Origin of the sequence: Legionella santicrucis, from assembly GCF_001468135.1 — a bacterium.
GTDB classification, from domain to species: domain Bacteria; phylum Pseudomonadota; class Gammaproteobacteria; order Legionellales; family Legionellaceae; genus Legionella; species Legionella santicrucis.
Window position 1 is genome coordinate 352,905 of record NZ_LNYU01000024.1, and the last position, 20,332, is coordinate 373,236.

Sequence of the window (20,332 nt, forward strand, 5' to 3'; positions counted from 1 at the left end):
TATCTCCTTTTACAAAGGTTGTGATTAATGGCGTCAACTTAAGCCTAGATTAAACGCGGTCGTAATCCGGGAGTTTTGCACTACACCCTCCCTCGGATTACGGCCTTGTCTAATCTAGGCTATAGAAAAATAGGAATCAGGCTTTCCTTAAGTTGGCCCCCTTTCCTGAACAATTATAAAAAAGTCAGTTAATCCGCATTTGGTTATATTCTTCCTCAGTTTTCTCCACTTCATTTATTTCCTCTTGAATTTTTTCCTTATAATTTGTAAATTTCTCATTAAGTGTATCTTTACCAACCAGCTTCTCTTTATCAGCGTGAAGTTCATCATGTAAATAACGAGTAAATGAGTTCGCATTAATACCTGAAGTATTAACTATTTCATGCGTTGCTTTTAATATTTCGACCATAGGCTTGTCCTGCTCAATCATTTTTATTAATTTGTCCGCTTGGTCCCTTCCATAAGAACCATAAGACAAATTAGTGAGTCGCCAGCCTGAAGCGTTTACGCTAGACCATTGTAAGTATTTTTCTGCAGCTGTTTTTACTTTCTCTATGGTTTTGCCGATTTTTTCCTTTTCTGTAAATATTTCTTCAATTTTTAGTCTTTTCTCGTTAATCTTTTGTTGAAGTACAATTTTATCTTCTTCCTTAACCAAGGTATTTTTCTGATTCTCAAGCTTTCTTAATTCTTCGAGTAGATCCTTCTTGCATTCTTTGACCTCTGTCATTGTTTTAGATTTTGCTATTTGTTCAGGTTTGATGGCATTACATTTTTTAGTCAAAAACTCAAAAGCTTGTTTTTCTCTTATTGCAAATGCAGATTCAATTTGTATTCTTGCCTCATCAATCTTTTGTTGAAATTTTTCTTTGAATTCGTTATTAGGGAGGGTACCTTTTTTATTCTCAAGTTTTTTTAACTCTTCCAGTGAGTTGATTGTGAGCTGAATGATTTCTGGGAAGTTGGTAGATGTTCTGATTTGCTCGAGCTTAATAGCATCATTTAATTCTTGATTTAACTTCACAAAGGGATGAAAACCAGTACCCACGATTGCGAGAGCTACTTCTCTTTGTTGTCTTGCTTCTTCTGCTAATTTAGCCAATGCACTTTCATAATTAATTTTATCTGCTCCTGTCAAATTTCTAATCACTTGTTGAATTTCATTATCTGTGCCCTTTTTTAATTGTTCCTCCTCTACTTTTTTTAATATTTTTTCTTCAGCTTCAGATAATCCTGGTCCAGGTACTTTTTTTAGTGCTTCGTTTACCAGTTTAACGGTTTCTATGGCCATTAATACTTGTGGCGTATTGGCTATTGAATCGGGAAAAGGCTTTTCTTTATTCTCAGACCCAGAAGCTATGGCGATTAGTTGACCATAGGTGTACCCATCTACTTTAACTCGCCCGATCTCATTTCCCCTAAATGGACTTCCTTCACATCCAGGTTGAAACGATTGACCCTCCATACCTACCTCATCTACGACGGCGATACCGCCACGATTAATGAAAGTATCATACGATCTATTATTTGTATGGTCTTCGATCCACATATGCTCCGGAACTATATCATCATGTCGGAAACCTCCACAAAGGAACATCTTATCCACAGGTAATACAGTCTCGTATGTTTTAAGTTTAAGAATTTCCCCCATGTTGAACATACGTTCTTGACGTATCTCTTCTGGTGTTGGATTTGGAAACGGCTTTTCGATATATTGGGGATCTAGTTGCTTTTTTCGCCTCTCGGCCAACTCAAATCTATCCTGTTGCTCCATGCGTTCCATTAATTTATCGGTGCCTATATTTGCATACTGTGTGTTCACTGTAGCTCTTGTCTCCCAACTAGGTGAACTAACTACGGCAAATACGTGACAGGACTGCCCCGTATCAACTCTTGGACGAGTTTGATTATACCGATTTAATACAACTAAAGGAGAGGAGTGTTCTTGAAACAGGGCATTGTACGTTGGGGTTGTTCTATCTGATTTAGGCATGATTAGACCTCTGTGATGAATTTAACAACTATTTTTTTAATTATAGATACATATTTATTTTTTTTTGATGCATGAATAAAAAATTTGTAAAATATTGAATTGAGTCAAAACTTAAAATAACCAAAAATCTTCAATGCGCCTTTAGATTAGCTGAGTATCAATCAATTTTGAGTTCCTGTAGTCCATACCGATCTAATATGTGTTGACTAATACTTTGAGCTAATTCCACTTCACTGACAAAATAGGTTCCTTTAATTTCTTGATTTAACAACATTGTTTCTTCTTCATTTTGTGCTCGAATGACTAGTTCAATTCTGGGATTTAATTGTTGAGCTTCCTTTAACGTCTGCCTGATATCAAAAACATCAAAAGTCGTTACAATGAGCATCCCTGCTTGCGCGATATGGGCTTGAATCAGTACTGAAGGATCAGTACTATTTCCAACTACTGCAGTTATTTTTTGGATTCTCAATTGCTCTATAAGTTCACGATTTTGATCAATGACTACATAGTGTATATTATGATTGGTTAATATTGTTCCAATAAGTTTTCCAAGCTGGTTATATCCAACCAGCACCACATGCCCCGACAGATATTTTTCATCGTCAGTAGTTGATAGCTCCATTAACGGATCTTCAGCGTGTTCAAAATTACGAGCCCAGGACGATTTTGCATATATCCATGTTTGTAATGGTTTGACTGCTCTAAATAAGAAGGGATTTAGGGCAATAGAAATTAAAGCGCCGGCAAGAATTAAGTCTTGTCCCTCTATGGATAATAATTTTAGTTGTACTCCATAGGCAGAAAGAATAAATGAAAACTCTCCTATTTGCGCTAAGCTTGCTGCAACCGTCAGGGCGGTATTTAATGGATAACGAAAAACTAATACCAACAAAGCTGCGGAGATAGATTTTCCAATAATAATAATGCTCACTATAATAAGTACGCGTAATGGCTCTTCAATAAAGATATATGGATTAAATAACATCCCCACCGACACAAAAAATAAAACGGCAAAAGCATCCCGTAATGGAAGAGATTCTTCTGCAGCACGGCGACTAAATTTAGACTCTTGAATAATCATTCCTGAAAAAAATGCACCCAAGGATAATGAGAGTCCAAACAATTTTGACGCTCCAAAAGCAATACTAACTGCAGCGGCTATGACACATAAAGTAAAGAGTTCTCTTGAGCCTGTGCGTGCAATTTGCCAAAGCAATTTAGGGAGTATCCAACGGCCAATCAGCAGCATGACAACAATAAAAGATGAGATTTTAAATAGCGCACTTCCTAAGATAAGCCATAAATTGTTATTTTCGCTTCCTGTAGCTGTGTTATCGAACCAATATGTCATGAGTGGTAAAAATAAAAGTGCAATAATCATGGCAATATCTTCAACAATTAACCACCCAACCGCAATTTGCCCATTAATAGAATGTACTATTTTTTGAGCTTCCAATGCTCTTATTAATACCACAGTACTGGCAACAGATAATGCAAGGCCAAAACTATTGAACCCATTAAATTCCAGCCCCATTAGGTAGCAACGCATGCCCCTAGAAAGGTTGTCACAATAATCTGGAGTAAGGCTCCAGGCAAAGCAATTTTTCGGGTTTCAAGCAAGTTATCTACTGAAAAATGAAGGCCAACACCAAACATTAATAAGATTATGCCTATTTCAGCAAGTTCTGCGGCAATGTGTGGATTTGCTACCAAGCCAGGGGTAAATGGACCAATTATTATACCTGCTAATAAGTATCCTACTAATGCTGGAAGTTTAAGTTTTATGGCAATGAGTCCCATTACCAACGCTAAACCAAGAGCTGTTGCAAGAGTCGTAACTAAAGGTAAACTATGGTTCATCTATAAAGTGTTCCCTTTTAAGTGACAGTTTATATTTTTTCCACATTTTTGAATTATAGGCACAGTTTTTATATGGATGCTTATATTTCTTACAGTTAAGTAAGAAAAATAGAGCAAGTGAGTGTTTAAGTTTCAGATCATGGAACGATTTAATAAATACGTCCTAGGTAAATTTATTATTTTCTTATCTATTTTCGATACAGCATAACTTTCAAATACGGCCAACAAACGGAGCAACAAAAGGGAGTTTTTGAAAGAAAAATTAACGTATTTAAAAATCAGTATCATATGACTACCGATACAAGTGAAAATCTTAATCTCAGTTTTTTAGAGATAAACCTGAAGAAGTAAAAAAGGCATTTTGAAGTGCAAACTAAATTGAATGAAGGATTGTATTTTGCAAAAGGGAGGCAACCACAAATCTTCCTGAATTAGAAGAAACGACTCCTGCTCTAGGAATGTAGTTTCTCATTCCAGTTAGAGGCTGGTATTAAATGAGTGCATTCCCCGCTTTTACTTAGATAAAGTTGTCCTGTTGATGATAAATTATCACCAACATCATTAGATCTATTGTTTGTTACAATTGGTTGCGAATAAGAGGTATCTGTAATGCAGCGGCAATTAACTCTGCTCGATTATGGCAGTGGAGTTTATTTTTAGCGGCATTAAGATGATCTTCAACTGTTCTTGGGGACAAATTTAATTGTTGACCAATTTGTTTGATGGTCATTCCTTTGACTAAATAATAGAGGCAATCTATTTGTTTTGCGGTGAGTTGATTGTTTAAGTTTCGAATAGGTAACTGCGCATTTTCAATAATGTTGGGCGTCATAAATGGAATAGTCTCTTGTAAAGCGGTAAGCAATGAAATATCACTATCAATTTGAAAAGAGATTCCTACGATGCCTATAAGCTTTCCATCTCGCGTGCGTAAGGGTGCTTTACGACTCAGGTAGTAGAGTGGACCACTATCGAGTTGGACTGGTTCAATGAATGTTTTCACTTTGTTTTGTTCGATAATCTGTGCATCATTCCTCATCAGTACGGGGGCTTGCTCTCTCCACATCAAGTCAGTGTCTATTTTTCCTTTTACATCATCTATTTGCATTTTAATAGCAGAGGACATGTTATGGTTGCAGTCCAAATAGAGTCCTGTTTTATCTTTTACATATACATTTGCTAACGTAGTATCCAAAATGTCATCTACATTAGTAGTTACAGCATCGTCTGTACACATAAAGCGAGCAAGATTGCGAGTGATCATACTACCTCGACAATAAAGAGTAGCTTTTTATTATAAAGCAATGATTAAATTATGTACATAAATTTACTGATATTAAAGCAAACTTACTCGCGATTGCTCAAAATTATTGACGATCACAGACAAAGTACTTCCTAAACTCCACATACAGCTAAGACAGATAAATGAAAATGCGATCTGAGTAATTGACATATTACTGAAATAAAATATTTGCAGGAACACTGAAAAACAGGTTAAAACCACGCCAAATAAAGTGATATACAAGAGTCCTAAGCGCCCAATTGGTTTTCCTACAAAAAAGGCCAATAAAATAATGTATATTGGAATAGCCACTAGGATGATATCAGACTTATGCGTGATAAGAGTTAAATTGACTGTGGCGAAATCTAAGCAGCGTCCTAAAAACAACAAGAAAACTCCCATAAAAACATACCATTTAATTTGAGATTCATGCATGTGGTCAGTTTTTAAAATTTGTTACAGCATTTTTATTATTTTGCAAATAATTCACAATTTTTGATACCGTATTAATCACGGTGTGTGTTTGTTTTTGCAATTAAAAGCAGTACCTTTATAAAAAAACGTGTCCCATTAAACCATCACATTGAAAAAGATGAAGGGCTGCAAAATTATTCAGTTTAACCATGTGGCATTTTTTAAAATATAAAGCATGACTTCAAGAGGCTGATTATTTTGTTTTCGTGCTGGAATTTTTTCCTGTTTTATCAACTGAAAGTCATGTTGCTCCGCTAACTGACTAATATAATCCGGATGATGACTAAAGCGTGCGCTTGTTTCGAGATGCCAAGGAGTTGATGTACTGATTTCTGCAGTAAAAATAAAATAACCCTGGCGTTTTAAGTGTAAATGAATGGAATGAAATAAGGTATCAAGTTCACCAAAATAGGGGAGAACATCAGCAGCCACAATTAAATCATAAGAGTTTTTGTTTTGCAGAAGAAATTGATTTATTTCTGACTCGAATAAATTGTCATAAATTTCTTTTTCTTTAGCCTGAGCCAACATTTTTGCTGCAATATCGACACCAACTAAATATTTACTCACTTCGCGAAGCACAACACCAGTTAATCCAGTCCCGCAACCAAGGTCTAAAGTATGAGTATTGATTGATAATTCCAATTGATGGATTATGCGAGCAATATGTTGAGGTATGGAGTAATGCAATGTGCCTTTCATATGTTGATCATAATAAAGCGCATAATTATTAAATAAGTTATGCGCATATTCAGGGGTAGTTTGTGCCTGTTCATTCCCTTTAAGGGCGTGGAGCATATGGGCGCTAATTGTATCTTTAGGATTAATTTCTAGAGCGCGCTCTAAATATTCTTGTGCTTTTTCTTTCTGATCCATTTTAATATAAATTGCGGCCAAGTTATTTAAAGTAGATGCATGCTTGCTTTCTAACTGAGTAATATGCTCAAAATGAAGAATTGCTTCATTCAAATGTCCTAAGGCCATTTGAGCCACACCCGAATTATATAAATATTCGAGATTATCAGGATCCTTTTGCAATAAAACATCATAATGCATTAGAGCATTTTCAAACCGGTCGTGATGCATAAATGTTGCTGCCAGATTATTACGCGCTTCGGTATTGTCATTGTCTAGAGCTAATGCTCTACTGAAAAAATCGACTGCTAATTGATTTTGGTGTCTTTTTAATGCAATTACGCCTAAATTTGAAAGTGCCTCTATTTGTTTATCATCCTGTTTCAAAACATTTTGAAAAGCATTTTCGGCTTCAGACAGAGCATTTTTTTCTAAATGCAGGACTCCTAAATAGAAAAGAGCTTCTGTATGTAACGGATTTAAAGAGATAACATTCTTGAATTGAGTTTTTGCTGCTTCTAATTGATTATTTTGGAGCAATAATAAACCTAAATTAAAGTGTGCGGCACTAAAATCGGGTTCAGCATGAACCGCTTTAGTATAGTGAAATAATGCTTTTGAATAGTTATTTTGCATTGCATAAACTGTTGCCAGATTATTGTGAGCTTGCGCATACTCTGGATCGAGTTGGATTGCACGCTGATAATATTCAATTGCCTTATCCAATAGATGTGTTTTTTTATAGGCATTCGCTAGATTATTAAGCAAGCTGACATCATTGGGGTTGATTGCAAAGGCTTGTAATAAGTAGAGAATGGCATTATCCATGTCACTTAACTGAGCATAAATAAGCCCTAAAAAATGTAAGCTATTCAGATGGTTAGGTTCTTGAGCTAATATTTGCTCATAAAGGCTGATGGCTTGGGGGAGTTGTCCTTCATATTGGAGTTTGTATGCTTGCGCAAAAAGTGTTTCTGTATTCATGTGTTCACGCCCCATTCACTGAAAGGTTTGTATGCGCACATCTTGCGTGAAAACAATCTCGGAAATCTTTTACGTTGATTTTAATCAGCATTATTTTTCACGAACCTGAGCTAAATTAACCTTCCATCAAGATTTAAATATACCCTCTGAACAGATACGTGTTCATTATAAATTTTGAATATAGTTACGCAATTGTTTCAAAGCTTGTGCACGATGACTGATATTATTTTTAAGTTTAGCAGGTAATTGCGCCATCGTGCATTGATATTCAGGAAGATAAAATATGGGATCATAACCAAAACCACCTTCACCAACCGGCATTTTATGAATAAATCCCTTACAAATTCCAGTTGCGATGATTGGTGTAGGATCTTTTGCATGTTGGACTAAAGCAATCGCACAATAAAACCATGCTTCTCGCTGTTCATTAGTTAGATAAATCATGTTTTCTAATAAAAGATTGATGTTTTCAACATCGGTTGCATGGCTGCCGGCATAGCGAGCAGAATAAATGCCAGGAGCCCCATCTAAAGCGGGTACTACTAAACCTGAATCATCAGCTAAAGCAGGTTCGCTTGCGTGCAAACTAGCATGACGCGCTTTGATTAGGGCATTTTCTATGAAGCTTAAGCCGTTTTCTACTGCATCTGAAATTCCTAAAGTGGTTTGAGGAATACATTCAATAGGATCTAGTAAAGTATTTAACTCTTTAATTTTACCGGGGTTACTTGTAGCAAGAACAATTTTTTTCATTATTTTTGGCCGTAAAAGTATAAAGATATAGCTGAAAATGAAGGGGCGAGTCTTGAAAGACGAGTTGTCAACAGCCCTTACTAAAAAGTCAATTTTAACGTGCCTAAAAGAAAATAGAAATTAAATTTCTACGAATTTTTCTGGATCCATAATATTAGGGCTCTACCTGTAATTTACTCCAGCATTGATTTCCGATAATGTGCTATATTTACTTTTTTTGAACACAATTGTGAGCAAAAATTACTCTATCTTAATGGCTTTATTGCAGTTTATAGACTAAAATATTGATTTTATTGAGGAGCATGATGATGCCTCTTAAACATCTGTTATTAGCTCTCTTAGTCGTTTTAATTTGGGGGGTAAATTTTCTCTTTGTTTCCTTTGGGCTGGAAGAAATTTCTCCTTTGTTGCTCTGTGCCTTGCGTTTTTTATTGTCGAGTGTTCCTGCTATATTTTTTGTTAAATTACCGAGTTCTTCCTTCAAAATGATTGCCTTATATGGTTTTATTATGTTTGCTTTACAATTTTCATTTCTATTTATTGGAATGAATGCAGGTATGCCAGCAGGAATGGCGTCTTTACTCATGCAATCCCAGGTTTTTTTCAGTATGTTTTTTGCAATAATTTTTTTGGGTGAGCAGCCGAATATAGCACAGATTATAGGTGCATTGGTTGCTTTTACTGGCATTGGTTTGGTAGCGATGCATTTTGATAGTGATATGTCTGTAGTCGGATTTTTGTGTATTCTTGCAGCTGCTGCAACTTGGGGATTTGGTAATCTCATTACTAAAAAAATTAAAGGAAACAGTAATCATATGATGGCTACTATTGCATGGGGTAGTTTTCTTGCTTGTCTCCCTATGTTTCTTCTTTCTTGGATATTTGAAGGACCTTCCAGTTTTGCGTATACCTATGAAAATTTAAGTTGGCGTGGAACAGTTTCATTATTTTATATAGTCTTTGCTTCAACTTGGATTGGTTATGGGGTGTGGAATTGGTTAATTGCTCGTTATCCAGTAGGTATGGTTGCGCCATTTACTTTGTTGGTTCCTATTGTGGCGATTTTAAGTTCTGTTGTGGTACTGGGAGAGCCATTTCAACTTTGGAAGTTAGCTGCTGGATTGTTGGTTATAGGCGGTTTGTGTATTAGTACACTTGGAGCTCGTTTTTTTGTTCCTAAAGAGCAATCTGAAATAGCCTGATTTTAAAAAGCCAATCTATCAGCTCTTTATAAAGCAGAAATGAGATATGATACGTATATATTGCAATAATTTGGTGATTCATCGTGATTGAATCGAAAACCGTAGTGTTGTGCGCGGATGATTTTGGTTTGAATTCTGGAGTCTCAGAAGGAATTTTAAAATTAGTACGTAAAAAACGCCTATCAGCGGTAAGTTGTATGACCAATATGCCTGATTTTGTTTCTTATGGACAACAATTACTTTCCTTAAAGAATCAGGTTAAGATTGGTTTGCATTTTAATCTAACTGAGGGAAACTTAATCGTTCATCCGCAAAGAAAATGTTTTAATCTCAGCGAGTTATTGATTAAATCACATATGCATTCAGTGAGGTTATCTTTTATTGCCCAAGAGTTTTTAGCACAATTGGAACAATTTATAAAAATCATGCAGCGGTTACCTGATTTTATTGATGGTCATCAACATGTGCATCAATTTCCCGTGATTAGGAAAGTTATTTTAGATCTTTATGATCGACGATTAAAAGATAATGGAACCTCTATTCGTTCCGTATGGCCATCCATTAATTTGCCTCAATATCGATTAAAAGCAAAAGTGCTCCATTTAACTGGTGGTAAAGCTTTAGCTCATCAATTAATCAAATTCAAGATACCTCATAACAGTTACTTTTCAGGCATTTATGATTTTGCAGTACATGCGAATTATCGAGATTTATTTAGAAAATGGCTGTGTTTTGCAAAGGAAAATACATTAATTATGTGCCATCCAGGGGAGGGAATAAATACTGCAGATACTATCGCTCTCGCCCGTTTCAAGGAACTGAATTATTTTTTAAGCGATGAGTTTTTAAGCGATTGCAATGAATATCACGTGCGCCTTGCATATCAATATCAAGAAGATTAGCTTCCATTTTTTTTATGTATTATCATTTTAGGTAGGTATCTGGATTAACGAAAGGAGACGTCCTTGAATGATATTTTTTGGATCTCTTGCGGAGCGATTATTGGTGCTAATTTACGTTATTTAGTGAATCATTTTTCTATTAAGTATTTGTCGGCAGATATCCCCTATGGAACTTTTCTCGTTAATCTTACAGGCAGCTTTATTCTCGGCTTCTTTCTTGTTTGGACTTTGGAACGCGTAGACGTTGACCCAAGATGGAGATCATTTGTTGCTGTTGGCTTTTGTGGTGCTTATACAACGTTTTCAAGTTTCAGTTATGAAACGTATCGACTTATAGAACAAAGTGATTATGCACTTGCTGCACTAAATTTTATTTGCAATAATCTTTTTTCTTTACTTGCAGTTATTGCGGGCATAGTGCTCGCTCGGGCAATTTAATATGAACCATGTAAAAGTTTCTGTCTACATTAATGAAGGAGATAAATGGCAGCATCGCCCTTTACATCTTGAATTATTAAATATGCTTGATGAAAATGGGATTGCCGGTGGAACGGTGTTGCGTGGGGTTGCTGGATTTACTTTTAAGGCTCCTATTGTATCCACATCATTGGTTGACATTGGTAGCAAGCTGCCTTTAGTAGTGCATTTCGTTGATACAATCGAAAAAGCAGAATCGGTATTGCCTAAACTCAAGGAAATGGCTAGAGATCGGCTTATTATTCGTGAGGTTGTTGAAGTGATTAGTGGGGCGCATTTTGCTATAGAACAATAAAAAGAGCTAACGACAAGCCCAGGAACGTGAAACAACGAAGGTATAAATAGAAACGAATCCTAATACTAGAATTAAAGCGAATAGATAATTGAATGTGGTGTATTCTAAAAGTAAAAAGAAAAGCAGTTCGTTGATAACTCCTGCAGAAGACGCAACTAGAAAAAAATGAGGCAAACTTAATCTCTTTTCGTCATGTAAATGGGAAAAGGTGAAATATTTATGTCCTAAAAAACTGACATTAAAGGCTATTAAAAAGGCAAATATATTGGCAACGAGTGCTGGGATGTTCAAGAAATTAACCAAAATAAATACGGTACAGAGATGAACTAATGCAGCTGTTCCACCAATTCCAAAAAAATAAATCAGTCTATGCCCTAGACTAAGAGATGTTGTCGTCAAAACTTGATTCCTCATCGATAATATAGTGAGGCCTGTGTTTAACCTCATCAAAGACACGCCCTATATATTCACCTACCACTCCTAAAGCAAAAAGTTGCAAACCACCAAAGAAGCTAATGGTAGTGACAATAGTTGCCCATCCTGGTGTTTCTTTGCCGAAAATCAAGGTACTGAGTATAATCCAAATGCCATAGAGTATTGCGAGTGTAGCAACGCTAATTCCACCTATAGCAATCATACGTAGTGGGAATGCAGTAAATGATGTAATTCCTGTAATCGCCAAATCCAATAGAGAATAGAAGTTCCATTGCGAGTTACCTGTTTTACGTGGTTGCACTTCAAAAGGAATAGCGATTTGTTTAAAGCCAACCCAGCTGTATAACCCCTTCATAAAACGATTACGTTCAGGTAATTTTTGCAACGCTTTAACTATTTTTCGATCAAGAAGTCTAAAATCGCCCGCATTGGCGGGAATATTAATTCGGTTGATTCGTGAAGTAAATTGGTAAAATGCTTTGGCGCAAGTTCTCTTTAACCAAGACTCATTTGTACGGTTTTGGCGAACAGCATATACCATATCATAACCTTCTTCCCATTTGGCAATGAACTGACTTAAGAGTTCAAGAGGATGTTGGAAATCGGCATCGAGCAAAATAACCGCATCTCCTTGTGCATGGTCAAGACCTGCACTTATGGCATTTTCTTTACCAAAATTACGGCTAAAACGAATACAACGCAGAGCGAAATGAACTCTTAACTGTTGAATAATTATTGGTGTGTTGTCTCTACTGCCATCATCCACAAGGAGTATTTCATAAGCATAATCTAGTTTTTTTAGGGTATTAGTCAGGGCAGTAATAAACTCGGCAATTCCTGCTTCTTCATTAAAAACTGGAACGACATAGGAGATACGTTTTGTATGATTTATTGATTTTGACATGTTCGGTTTAAGGAACAACTACTGTAAAAAGAATCTATATTAACCTGAATCAAGCGTTCTCGTAAGTGGATTTAAGTTTTTTTTCATTCTTAATGAATTTTAATAACAAGAAACTGTTACCATAGCGCCAATTTTTGATTTCAGTTTGTGGAAATCGTATGAAGCATGTTGATTTTGATATAATGTTGCGCGATCAAAAAGGTACATTTTTTCTAAGTGAAGAAGTTGCTAAATTTTTATTTAAGCAAAAAGAAGGGGTAAAGTTTCTTTATTCACGAGAAGATTATTTAATTTCAAAAAAGTCATCAAAATTTAGTCCATTTAATTCACCCAAATTTTCATTGAGTCATAATTTAATTTTATCAGGTAAAAATCAATGGCACATCCTTGATAATTCAACTCGAGGTAAAGGAGGCTTCGGTACGGTCAATGGATCAAAATATAAAATCATGGTCACTGGTGATCCTAATAAAAAGCGTTATCAAGCCCAAGTTATTCCCGTAAATGATGTAGTTAAAATACAAAAACCTAATGATGCGCTACCTTATAAACAACTTTTGCAAAGGGCTGCAAAAGAAGCACTAAAACAAAAAAAACATGGCGTCAAAGTCGCAGCGGTTATTGGTGCTGGAGATAAAGTCATTACTGTTGTTGAGGACTGTGGCATTAGTCTGGATAATTTGTTGCCCTTTACTCCTAGCAATAAATATTCATTTCATTATCGACTGCAAGTTGCGGCTAGAATTGCAAGTGAAATGCTATTATTGCAACAAAATGGGGTAGTGCATCGCGATCTTAAACCGGCAAATATTTGTTATAAAAATCTTGAAAAAGAGCTATTCTTTATAATTTTTATCGATTTTGGTTTAGCTGAAGATGCAGACTCGAAAGGCAATTTCAACTCTTCGGGAACACCCTGCTATATGGCTCCAGAAGTTCTTATGTATGACAGAAGCACTTATCAATCCGATATGTATGCTTTAGCAGCAATATTGGGTGAGATATTTGGCGCTACACATATCATGAAATATAAAGAAGCAGCCAACACTCGCGCAGAATTAGCTTATGCTCCTTTTTGTTTTGATGGTTTATTTACTGGTTATGATGTTTCTGAGGTAGATCCTTTTCTTTTGAAAGATATAAAAAATCTATTGTTGTGTTTACAAAGTAAAAAACCAGGAGAACGCCCTACAATTAATCAAGTCAATAAATTTCTTATAACCCTACCGGCCAGGTTGGATGCATATAAGACTTTTAATAATAACTGGGCGGATTTGGTGAAGCACTTTGAGGAATTCGAAGTGTATCATCAATACCTAAATTTATTGAACACCAAACATCATTTAACCAGATTTACAGATAATCTATTTAGTGAAAAAAACGTTCGAAGTGATGTGTTTAATCGAAGAATGCTCTTAAAAAGGATGGTCATTTATAAGGAGATCGCAAAATTTACTTTACCTGCATCTCATTATGAGCTATCTGCGCGTTTAATGAAAGAAAATCGTAGCGTAGATATTCATGATATTGATCGTCCTTATCCTAATTTGGAACAGGTGATTTACTTGTTAGAACAGGAGAATTTGAAGTTTAAAAAGGCACTCAGTAGTTTTCATACTTATGTCAAAGAAGTTTATGATGGCGAAAAATTAACAAAAAAATTTATCAATACAAACAGTACGGGAATGAGAAAAATTGCCCGAATTTTAAGCGATTCAAATTCACCTTTAGAACAATTAAAACAATTACATCAATTAGGGCAAGAAAAAACAGCAAGAGGATTATTTTACTTTTTCAGCCATTCCAAGATTTTTGGTAGAGGTCGACATGAAAATATAGAAAAACTTTATCAAAAACTTGCCAAAATTGATCCAGAAAAAGAACAAGAAGAGTATCTGGCAAAGACTCAACTCGAAGAAATTGCTCAATTTATTCAAAATACGCATTCTTTTACTTATTAGGGCTTATGAACAAATACATTGCCCTCTATAAAATAAGCATAGAGTTACCTATGCTTTGTATACCGTAGTCTAGGCCCAGGGAACCCCGGGTTCCACGATTGCGCTTAGACTACAATGCATCACATACAATGTGAAAAATCTTTCTGTGGATCTGTTACCAAAAACTTATTTCAAATTCAGGTTAATTTAAAGACTCGTGATGGATTTTAATCCAAAAAGTACTGGCTTTTTGAGCGCCCATCTCAATTTGATGTTTCGCTGTGTCGGTACTATTGTGACATAAAAGGCGTAATTGATCGCCATGATCGTCATCAGCAACTAAATGGGTCAGTATAAATTTACCTTGCTCTGGTCCGATATTTAAGCGCACAAAATGAGGCATGACACTGGTTTTTAACAAGCGAGCTACATTTTCCAGCACATATAATGCGCCGACATATTGATATTCTTCTTCTGAAGAAATATTCATCCAAAACTGATCAAACTCTAAAACAACAGATGGGGCTTCAGGCACAGGATGCTTGCCAAAAGTTTTTAAATCTCCTTCAGCGAGACGATAATGATATTGTTCTTCTCGTGCTAATTCAGCAAATACTTTTTTTATTTCTTCATTCTGGGTTTGCCCTGCTGCATGTTGGAGTCTTTTTCCACTGTCTCGAGTATAGTGGTACATCATTTCAAGAAAATTCAGATACTTATTTAGATCAATTTTATCTAATAGAAGAATAATGCTGTCTGCCATGTTTTGGCAGTAAGTATCTAGTAAATTTATGATCTGACTTTGGGATTTATTCATTGATGCTCTCCTAAATTCATTAATGGGCTAATGTGTTGGCAATGACGTATTATTCGGGCTTTAAGTGCTTTTTGAGGATCAGATAATTCATGAAGACATACTACTTGCCTATCCAACCAATGTGATTCTACTGCTTTTGTAGTATAGACTGGAGTTAGCTCAATTTTTTTAATAAAGATTTGTTGATCTTTTTTGACCAACTCAAGTTTAAAAATAACGCCAGTTTTACAAGGTAGAGTTGGCATAATTGTTAAAAAATTCCCTAAAGACCAAGCAATAACTCCCAATCCCTTAGCGCCTGGACGTTCCACTTGTAGAGGACATTGGACATCCATTTTGTTGATAGAAACCATTTCTACCGGTTGTACTACATGTGGTGAATGGCCCAAAATTAAATCAACACCAAGTTCAATGAGTTTCAACGCATGTGTTCTTTGCAATGCATCAGGCCAATATTCATATTCATATCCCCAATGAGGTGAAAAAATAATAAACTCAGCCCCTTGAGATTTCATCTTTTGAATGTGTTCAGCAATTTTAACCCAATCCGGTTCTCTATGAGGACATCCAAATAAATGAATTGGCACTCCGTTAGGTGGGGATTGATTGGTTTTTAAATGATTAATTGCGAAAGTAGACGCCATAAAACCAATTTTTATTCCTTTAATAGTGAGAAGCATAGTGTCTTCATCTTGATTCACTCCCCCAAGACAATGGAAATGAGTTCCTTGTTCCCGTATTGCGTTTCGTGTGGCTTGAAGACCTTCTTCTTTTTGATCGAGTGCATGATTATTACAAATAGAGAATACATGTTGGATGTGGGAAGGTAAAACATTCCAGCTTGTTAAATAATCCTTGGGTGCATTATAGTGAAAAGTTTCATAAACCCACTTTGGTACTTTACGTGCAGGATCGATTGGGGTTTCAAGATTTGTAAGAGTAAGATCTGCATGAGTTAAATGTTGTTTTACCCCGGCAGATAATGCATTGAACCAACCACTACGGATCCACATCATATCCCCCATTGCACAAAGTGTTAGGGCTTGTTCGTCCGATATTGATGGCCATTGATGTTGTTTTAGCCATTGATGCATCGCTAAAAAATGGTTTTTGTCTGCTAGGGTATTTGGATGATACTTATGGTCCAAACTTTTAAGAATATAGGCTAAATCTAAATCAAGTCGCCATAAAGGCCAACGTTGATATTCATAACGAATGGGATGGTACCAGCGTGTCGTCATTGCTAATTCTCATTTTGAAATTTGAATGGGTTGAATTTTCCTTTGCGGTGAACCACTTCAGGGCCTCTAATTAAAGCACGCCACCATATTTTGAAATAACTTGAAAAAAGTGAAGAGCGGTTCTTTTGGAATAATTCTTTGAGATGAGGATGTAATTGTGGCAAGTTATACCCTGGTACTCCTGGAAATAAGTGATGTTCCAAATGATAATTTAATCCGTTCCAGAAAAAGGTAGTGAGAGGATTGCTGGTTACCGTGGTGGCGGTTTTTAGCGGACCTCCTTGCCAATCATTTTGAAAATGGTCTGCAACAGACTTTATTCCATTCCATATTGAAGTAAAGAATACAGGAATTAGCCATGTTTGATAGGCTAAGTTTGTCAGATTTTTTTGAGCCAAAAAAAGCCATACTATGACTTGCACTAATATCAAGAAGCTCAGTTGAAGGAAATGTTTTCGTAATTGATGCCGTTTATAAAATTGTAGTGGATAAAGCACATTAAAATGAATAATCGCTAAGGGAACACCAAATAAAAAGACTCCATAATACAAAAGCACTAAGTCCCAGCTTTTTTTTCCTGTATTATAAGCATCAGGGTCTCGTTCAGTTCTATTATAACGGTGGTGCAGTAAATGCCCGTGTCTAGGAGGATGGTATAAAACAAAAAATAAAAACGACAGCACATGTCCAATAAGACGATTTTGCCATCGTTTAGGGAATAGAGTATGGTGCCAACTGTCATGCACTAATTGAACTAACCCATTAATGAAATATCCCAAAAAAAGCCACAGAATAATTTTTAAACCTATAGAATGCGTTTTTAGAATGCAAAAGCCTAAAAAGCACCAAATGAAAAATAAGAGGCTGAGTTTTGTGATGACGTATATACTTGATTTTTGGTGGGCTTTTTGGAGCACCGCTTGAGGTATCCCCCAGGGATATCTTTTATTATTCATCAGTATTCCTTTACGTTTTGATTAAACCAATATAACGTGGGGCCGAGTTTTTATAAATTAAATAGGCATCGCCAAAACGTTGTGTTAAAAAATGTTCCTCTTCCAAAACCAAAAAATGAATCAGAACGATGATCGTTACTAAAGCAATCCAAACTGGCCATATAAGGCTCCAAAGCGATACGCCAATTAAGTACAGCATCGAAAAAAAATAAATTGGATTTCTTGAATATTTAAAACATCCTTTAGTTTTCAATATATTTTGCGATTGCCCTTTTTTTGATTCTTGGCCTACACGAAATGCTTCGCCCATTTGATATTGGCATACGAGCATTCCACCTAACCCTATAATCGCAATACCCCAGCCATAAAGTGGACTGATTACCGATAAAGGCCAATTAAAGCAACTGTTTCTAAATTCTTGCGAAAGAGCATACAAACTAATACAACTAAACCATACAAGTACAGGCAAAATGAGCCATTGAGAAATTAAATGATGTTGATTATGACTTTTTTTCTGATAACAGATAATTGGGCTTTTACCAAAACGTAACCAATAGCACATACCGGTTAGTCCTTGTCCGCTGAATAAATGGAAACTGATAAATGCTAAATAAATATAGGGGTGATGAATGATTGAGAGCTCGTTCATGATGATACTCCAGAAGGACCATATTGTGATTGAAGCCAAGAGCTGGCCTCAAAACAAAAGTGTTGCATTTGTTCGTAACTCCAAATCTTATCAAAACAGGTATTATTGATGTACAGCGTCTCTTCATAAACGAAACTATTAGAGCCCCAAACCGGTGTATGTGCTTCGAGATTAAGTACTTTGAGGGGAGATGGTGGCTTAAGATAAGAGGTTACGTCACCAAAATGAGTAATCACCAGAGTACTGGAGCGTTTATCAGCTACTAATTCTTCTCGTGCTGCCTTCTTTAACTTTTTTTCAGAACAGAGGTGGCTTATTAAAATGCACTCTAACGCATTGCACAGGTAAATTCGTTTTAATAGTAATTGAGTTAACGTTTTTCTGACTAGTAACCCTAGGTATTCTGGTCTATTTTGATGTATTTGTTTTATTACTTGAAGAGGAAGTTCAATTATGATTGCGGCACAGCCGTTTTCAATTGAATTTTTAGGAACCATCCATATCGACCTGAGATCGACGGGGATACGAAAACGAATTAATCGATTCTCTTTGGTGGATTCAGTGCGATGGATGGCCGCTAAAATGGCAGAATAAAATAACTCGGATGAATTATAATTTTTTAAATGAGAAAGGCTAAATTGTATGCTGTGAAGATAAGGCATACCAATTTCGGTTCCGTGATGAGATAAAGGGCTGGCTCTTCTCGATAATTGTCTGTATTTAGCTTTAAATAGATTGGGTAATACTTTTTTATTTTTTAGGCAATATTGGATAAATTTTTTATCAGTCATTTGGGGGGCTGACAGTTTTTTTCGGCTCGGTGAATGCTGATTTAACTTACAGTTTAATAGATCCCAAAAACGTGCTACACAATGGATTAAAGATTGACCATCACCTGCAGCATGATGAATCTGAAACGCGATGATCCAGCTAAATCCTTCATTATGGATTATTTTGCCTATAGTAATACGAAAAGGTAAAGAGTGTTCAAGATCAATAGGGGTTTGGATTAATGTTTGGATTCGTTCTTGCTTCTCTATGGCTATCTCATCGAACCGATAAGAATCTGCTCTTTGTTGTGAGTCAGGTTCAATGATCTGCCAACCTTTACCTGATTTGGGCCAGATGGATTTCAATCTTGATGTTTCATTGATTAATTCATTCACGCAGGAAAAAAAAGATTCTGAACAAGGAACTTCTTCAACAGTATAAAATAAGCTATTCCAAATAGGGCAAATCGCACCATTAATTTTCATAAGTAGTCGATCTACATAATTTGCAGAACAAGTTTTTGCCATTGCTCAATCTCTTTTAGTGTATTGGCATTTGCGATTTTAATTTCTTCAAACAAATGCATCAGGGTATGTTTGTACTTTGTGACATTTTGAAAAATTAACTCATCAGATTGATGTGTATGTGGCCGCAAACCACAAGGGATATATCCTGATTGAATTAATATAGGAAAAGCAACATGAAGTAATTCAGGATCTTCTAAGGGTAAATGAATCAGATCAGTACGTAACGGACTTGAGGGACAATGAAACTCGGAGGAATGAACACTCTTTTGCACAAGTCGTCTTTGTAAGCCAATGTATGGGTTTGTTTCCATATTTTTTAAATGAAATGGAAGCCTCTCTTGTGAATGCAAATACAATGGATGAATAATTCTTGGGAGCCCTAAATTTTGGTAAATATTTTCTAGCCAAGGTTTAAACACGGCGGGTATAAAGATCTTTTTTTTGACCTGCTGAGGTTGTAATACAGTAGTCATGAGTAATGCATGCATTTTATTCGATGGATGTTTCACTCCTTTAACCGCTTCATTTTCAGCATAACCGAGAATCAATCCACAGTATTTTGCATTCATCAATCGAGTTGCATATCGTTGGGCTAAAAGGTGCAAAGTTGAGTTATGCTGATGAACGAAATGATATTGAGCAGCAAGCTGTTGGAGTGCATTGTGCCAGGCTTTTGGTGTAACGGTAGACTTGAATTTTTTGATTCCCCCAGAGACTCTAAAAGAGCACCCAGATTCAACATAGTCGCTCTTTTTTTCTTTATGCCAAAAGGCAGTATGAGCTAATAAACGGCCCTGGAAATCGAATTCACCATAAGAGGTGATTTTATTGCAATGAATTAATGTTGCAAGACCTCCAGGCTCATATAAAAAAGTATATGAATAACTGTTTCCATAAACTTTGTATAATAGTTTGATAAACTCTTCTTCGTCTTTAGCGGTCAATTGACGAATTAATACCTGGAATTCTAATTTTGCAGCATCAAGGGCAGGATACGTCATGAAAACTCCAA

Annotated in this window: 19 protein-coding genes; 5 read left to right on the top strand and 14 right to left on the bottom strand. The window is 35.9% G+C overall.

The features are described 5' to 3' along the window. Nucleotides 1-184: 184 nt before the first annotated feature. The 6 genes from Lsan_RS06240 to rdgB all read right to left on the bottom strand — a co-directional run bounded on the left by Lsan_RS06240 (nucleotide 185) and on the right by rdgB (nucleotide 8,204). Entirely contained in the window at nucleotides 185-1,993 is a 1,809-nt protein-coding gene (locus Lsan_RS06240; RefSeq protein WP_058513632.1) for a hypothetical protein, read from the bottom strand. Between the two features lie 157 nt (nucleotides 1,994-2,150). After that, nucleotides 2,151-3,545: a cation:proton antiporter gene (locus Lsan_RS23315; protein WP_272947138.1), complete on the bottom strand. Its 1,395-nt coding sequence runs from the start codon at nucleotides 3,543-3,545 to the stop codon at nucleotides 2,151-2,153. Next, nucleotides 3,530-3,856, bottom strand: coding sequence for a cation:proton antiporter domain-containing protein (locus Lsan_RS23505; RefSeq protein WP_272947139.1), 327 nt, complete (start codon nucleotides 3,854-3,856; stop codon nucleotides 3,530-3,532). Before Lsan_RS23505 ends, Lsan_RS23315 begins: the two co-directional genes overlap by 16 nt. A gap of 577 nt (nucleotides 3,857-4,433) precedes the next feature. Beyond that, entirely contained in the window at nucleotides 4,434-5,120 is a 687-nt protein-coding gene (locus tag Lsan_RS06250) for a helix-turn-helix transcriptional regulator (protein ID WP_058513633.1), read from the bottom strand. A 630-nt stretch (nucleotides 5,121-5,750) separates the two neighbouring features. Next, on the bottom strand, nucleotides 5,751-7,451 hold the full coding sequence (locus Lsan_RS06260) for a tetratricopeptide repeat protein (protein WP_058513635.1): 1,701 nt from the start codon (nucleotides 7,449-7,451) through the stop codon (nucleotides 5,751-5,753). A gap of 165 nt (nucleotides 7,452-7,616) precedes the next feature. Next, nucleotides 7,617-8,204 (bottom strand): RdgB/HAM1 family non-canonical purine NTP pyrophosphatase, encoded by a 588-nt coding sequence (rdgB, locus tag Lsan_RS06265; RefSeq protein WP_058513636.1) that lies wholly within the window; start codon nucleotides 8,202-8,204, stop codon nucleotides 7,617-7,619. A gap of 308 nt (nucleotides 8,205-8,512) precedes the next feature. On the opposite strand from rdgB, the gene Lsan_RS06270 reads away from it, so the two are divergent. From Lsan_RS06270 to Lsan_RS06285, 4 genes are all read left to right on the top strand, one after another. Continuing rightward, a complete protein-coding gene (locus Lsan_RS06270) occupies nucleotides 8,513-9,406 on the top strand; it encodes an EamA family transporter (RefSeq protein WP_058513637.1) in 894 nt (297 codons plus the stop codon). A gap of 83 nt (nucleotides 9,407-9,489) precedes the next feature. Continuing rightward, nucleotides 9,490-10,308 carry a ChbG/HpnK family deacetylase gene (locus Lsan_RS06275; RefSeq protein WP_058513638.1) on the top strand — a complete coding sequence of 273 codons (819 nt, stop codon included), beginning with the start codon at nucleotides 9,490-9,492 and terminating at the stop codon, nucleotides 10,306-10,308. Between the two features lie 63 nt (nucleotides 10,309-10,371). Beyond that, nucleotides 10,372-10,746: a fluoride efflux transporter CrcB gene (crcB, locus tag Lsan_RS06280; protein WP_058513639.1), complete on the top strand. Its 375-nt coding sequence runs from the start codon at nucleotides 10,372-10,374 to the stop codon at nucleotides 10,744-10,746. 1 nt (nucleotide 10,747) lies between these two features. After that, nucleotides 10,748-11,080: a DUF190 domain-containing protein gene (locus Lsan_RS06285; protein ID WP_058513640.1), complete on the top strand. Its 333-nt coding sequence runs from the start codon at nucleotides 10,748-10,750 to the stop codon at nucleotides 11,078-11,080. Nucleotides 11,081-11,086: 6 nt separating this feature from the next. Here the strand turns inward: Lsan_RS06285 and Lsan_RS06290 are convergent, their stop codons facing one another. Both Lsan_RS06290 and Lsan_RS06295 read right to left on the bottom strand, forming a co-directional pair. Next, a complete protein-coding gene (locus Lsan_RS06290; RefSeq protein WP_058513641.1) occupies nucleotides 11,087-11,494 on the bottom strand; it encodes a GtrA family protein in 408 nt (135 codons plus the stop codon). After that, nucleotides 11,460-12,419: a glycosyltransferase family 2 protein gene (locus Lsan_RS06295; RefSeq protein WP_058513642.1), complete on the bottom strand. Its 960-nt coding sequence runs from the start codon at nucleotides 12,417-12,419 to the stop codon at nucleotides 11,460-11,462. Before Lsan_RS06295 ends, Lsan_RS06290 begins: the two co-directional genes overlap by 35 nt. Before the next feature lie 158 nt (nucleotides 12,420-12,577). Between Lsan_RS06295 and Lsan_RS06300 the strand changes: the two genes are divergently transcribed. Then, nucleotides 12,578-14,380: a protein kinase domain-containing protein gene (locus tag Lsan_RS06300; protein WP_058513643.1), complete on the top strand. Its 1,803-nt coding sequence runs from the start codon at nucleotides 12,578-12,580 to the stop codon at nucleotides 14,378-14,380. Nucleotides 14,381-14,561: 181 nt separating this feature from the next. On the opposite strand, the gene Lsan_RS06305 is transcribed toward Lsan_RS06300, so the two are convergent. The 6 genes from Lsan_RS06305 to Lsan_RS06330 are packed head-to-tail and all read right to left on the bottom strand — an operon-like array spanning nucleotide 14,562 to nucleotide 20,321. Then, nucleotides 14,562-15,176, bottom strand: a complete 615-nt coding sequence (locus tag Lsan_RS06305; protein ID WP_058513644.1) for an iron-containing redox enzyme family protein — start codon at nucleotides 15,174-15,176, stop codon at nucleotides 14,562-14,564. Beyond that, a complete protein-coding gene (locus Lsan_RS06310) occupies nucleotides 15,173-16,417 on the bottom strand; it encodes a CapA family protein (protein WP_058513645.1) in 1,245 nt (414 codons plus the stop codon). Before Lsan_RS06310 ends, Lsan_RS06305 begins: the two co-directional genes overlap by 4 nt. A gap of 2 nt (nucleotides 16,418-16,419) precedes the next feature. Then, nucleotides 16,420-17,373, bottom strand: a complete 954-nt coding sequence (locus tag Lsan_RS06315) for a fatty acid desaturase family protein (protein WP_058513646.1) — start codon at nucleotides 17,371-17,373, stop codon at nucleotides 16,420-16,422. A gap of 10 nt (nucleotides 17,374-17,383) precedes the next feature. Beyond that, nucleotides 17,384-18,022 carry a methyltransferase family protein gene (locus Lsan_RS06320; protein ID WP_058513647.1) on the bottom strand — a complete coding sequence of 213 codons (639 nt, stop codon included), beginning with the start codon at nucleotides 18,020-18,022 and terminating at the stop codon, nucleotides 17,384-17,386. After that, nucleotides 18,019-19,320 carry a condensation domain-containing protein gene (locus Lsan_RS06325; RefSeq protein ID WP_058513648.1) on the bottom strand — a complete coding sequence of 434 codons (1,302 nt, stop codon included), beginning with the start codon at nucleotides 19,318-19,320 and terminating at the stop codon, nucleotides 18,019-18,021. Before Lsan_RS06325 ends, Lsan_RS06320 begins: the two co-directional genes overlap by 4 nt. Beyond that, nucleotides 19,290-20,321, bottom strand: coding sequence for a hypothetical protein (locus tag Lsan_RS06330; RefSeq protein ID WP_058513649.1), 1,032 nt, complete (start codon nucleotides 20,319-20,321; stop codon nucleotides 19,290-19,292). Before Lsan_RS06330 ends, Lsan_RS06325 begins: the two co-directional genes overlap by 31 nt. Nucleotides 20,322-20,332 lie beyond the last annotated feature (11 nt).